The organism is bacterium, from assembly GCA_035527515.1.
Classification (GTDB): Bacteria; B130-G9; B130-G9; order B130-G9; family B130-G9; genus B130-G9.
In genome coordinates this window covers 1-2,627 of sequence record DATLAJ010000178.1, presented here as the reverse complement: position 1 = coordinate 2,627, position 2,627 = coordinate 1, and the positions used below count along the sequence as shown (strand labels likewise).

The window sequence follows — 2,627 nt, the reverse complement described above, 5'->3', positions numbered from 1 at the left end:
AAGGTTCGCCTGGTCAAGGTAGCGCTCCAGAGCCTCGATTGCATCATCCCGTTTCATCCCTATGAGCATGAGCTCGGGGCCGGGCCGTTTGGAACCTGTTGCGAACGCCGGCGGGACTGCATTGACGTCTTCAGGCTTCTTGCCTGGCCCGGAAGCGCGAATGAGGCTTTGGACCTTGGACCTAACCTTAATGCCACCGAAGCAGACCTCGGCCTCGTTTCTGGACTCGAATACATTCGTGACCTCCCCAACGACGCCGATCCCTACCATCTCCACTTGCATCCCCTTCCTGATCGTCTCCACGGTGAGCGACTTGGCTGGCGGCGCCTTCGGTCCGCTCGTGCGTTCTGACTTCGCCAACACATCCTTCTGCAATCCCTCGATTCGCGTCCTTGCGCGGTCAACATCGCGAGCAGCAAGCGTTCCCGCCGAACCTTTGGCCCGAAGCGAGGCCATGATGCTGCGAACCTCCGATTTAGCCTTCTTAATGAGCTCATCCGCCTCGTGCCTCGCCGAATCCACCATCTGCTGTGAGCGCTCCTTCGCGAATTTTAGCGACTTATCAAGCTCTGCCTGAAGCGCGGACGTCTCACTTGTTCTCTTATCAAGCTCCGCTGTCTGTGCCCGAACGACGGACTTCTCCTTGTCGAGGAACGCAAGCAGCTCGCTGACTCGCCTGGACTCGACCGACAGCGACGATTTTGCGCTGCGAACGAGGTCTTCGGGCAGCCCGAGTCGCTTGGCAATCTCGAAAGCGTTGCTGGCGCCTGGGAGCCCGATGACGAGCCGGTAAGTTGGCTGAAGCGTTAGCGGATCGAACTGAACGGAGGCGTTTTTGACGCCGTTGGTAGAGTGGGCAAATACCTTAATGGAATTGTGGTGAGTGGTGGCGATTGTGTGTGCGCCGGCGTCAGTCAAATGACCTAGAACTGCAACGGCAAGCGCCGAACCCTCCGATGGGTCTGTGCCCGCTCCCATCTCGTCCAGCAAAACCAGGCTCCTGCGCGTCAGGTTCTCCACAATCCTCACGATCTGACCCATGTGCGAGGAGAACGTGCTGAGAGACTGCTCTATCCCTTGCTCGTCGCCTATGTCGGCAAAAACGGCATCGTATAGCGGCACGGTTGAGCCCTCTTGGGCGGGGATGTGAAAACCGGATAGCGCAAGCAGCGTGAGCAGGCCTACCGTCTTGAGGGCGACTGTCTTACCTCCCGTGTTTGGCCCCGTGATGACGAGCGTCCGGTAATCGCCGCCGACTCTGATGTCAATCGGGATGACGCCTTCTTTCTTCTGGGCTTGCTGTTCCAGATCATCTGATGCTTTCGAGGCGAATCTCCTCCAGAGCTCCGTGCTGCTGAGCTCTTTCCGGTCGGAAGCTTGGTCGTTAGCTTCCTGTGCTGTCTCGGCCCCAAAGCGTCTGTTGGCGAGCACCAGAAGCGGGTGCCTGGCCTCGCGGAGCACAAGTCGTTCATCGGCGGCGATCTGGGGCATCTTAGCGTCCAGAAGGTTTGCGAATCTTGCTCTGGCGAGTATGCAATCAATCTCGGAAAGCAGCTCTACGTCTCTTGCGATGTCATCGGCCGACTCGCCCACCTGCGAGGTGAGCTCGCGGAGTATTCGCTCGATCTCGCGCTGCTCGGCTATCTGAAGCTGGCGAACTTGGTTGTTGAGCTCAACCGTTTCCTTCGGCTCGATGAACACTGTCGCGCCACTGGATGATTGATCGTGAATAACCCCTGGCACCGCTGAGCGTCTCTCGCTCCTGACGGGGACGACGAACCGTCCATCCCTTACCGTAACATACTGCTCCTGGGCCGCGATGATGCCCTCTCGCGAACGGAGCAGCGTGTCGAGCTTCTCTCTAATTCTCTTCTGCGTTGTGTTGATCTTGATCCGTATGCGCCGAAGCTCCGGGCTTGCGCTGTCGCGGACCTCGCCGCTTGGCGCAATCGCCAGTTCGATCGACTCGGTAACTTCGGGCAGCCCGGCCAAGAGCTTCACCTTGCGCCCAAGCCTGGGCAGGGTTGCTGTCAAGTTCACGAATCTCCGCGTCAGGTTCTGGCAGGTGCGAAGTGTCTCAGACACCGCAAGTAGCGTTTCGGGCGGCAGGAGAGAGCCTGCCACGCGGCTTCTGGCAATGGCCTCGTCTATCATCTTGACGCCCGCGAGTGGCGAGGCCATCGTCCGCAGCACCTCCACCCCCTCGCCCGTCTCCTCGAGAAGGTTCTCGACGGCAAGTTGCTCCGATTGAGGCGCGAGCTTCTCCACCGCTAGTCGGCCCTTAGTCGTCTCGGCAAGCGAGGCGGCCGCCTCGATCATCTTAGGGAAATCAAGCAGTCGAAGGCTTTTTTCGTCCAATCAGTCGCTCCTGGTAGTTATCGTTGCGAAAAAAGTAGTCTGGGCGCCGCCGAGTGTCAAGACCGCGGCGTGAGCGATTGATTTGGATGGGGTCCACGAAGGACACGAAGCGGCACGAAGAGAGGATGTTTTGCCTCGCGCATTTGCTGCTTGTGGCCAGCTGAGCTACGGGATGCCTTCTGTGGTTGGCTGTGCGTCTTAAACTCCAACACGAATCACAAGAAGGCCTTCGTGTGTCTTCGTGTGCTTCGTGGATTATCAATCTCATC

The 2,627-nt window shown here is 58.7% G+C and carries 1 protein-coding gene; it reads right to left on the bottom strand.

The features are described 5' to 3' along the window. Positions 1-2,358 (bottom strand): endonuclease MutS2 (locus VM163_14125; protein ID HUT05015.1); only part of this gene is annotated, 2,358 nt, incomplete at its 3' end. Positions 2,359-2,627: the final 269 nt, after the last annotated feature.